Annotated in this window: 1 protein-coding gene; it reads left to right on the forward strand. The window is 56.3% G+C overall.

From position 1 onward, the window contains the following. Positions 1-364, forward strand: a 364-nt coding sequence (locus tag AC1RO3_RS08035; protein WP_481763935.1) for a TopoII/MutL transducer domain-containing protein, incomplete at both ends; no start/stop codon positions are given.

Here is a 364-nt window from a genome sequence, read left to right on the forward strand (position 1 = left end):
CAAAACCAAAAAGGTTGCTGGCAAGCAGGTTCCGGTGTTCCTGGAAGCTGACCTGAAAGAAGGTCTGGTAGGTCTCGTGAACATGTACCTGAGCAAAGCCACGTTCACGTCTCAGGACAAGGCGAAGCTCTCGGACGATCGCGCCGGGCCCGAGTTCGAGGCCATGCTCGTGGCCGAAGCCACCAAGCTCTTCAATGGGAACAAGGCACTGGCTCAGCTGATCGCGGATCGCGCTACCCGCATGAACGAGCTGAATTCGAAGTTCACGATGTCGAAGAAAGCGGCGTCTGACCTTAACAAGATCAAGCGTCAGGGCCTGCCCGCAAAGTACGCGTCGTACGACCTGAAGACGAAGGTCGAACAT

This window comes from Dellaglioa sp. CoH-57-MRSF-19 (genome assembly GCF_056781975.1).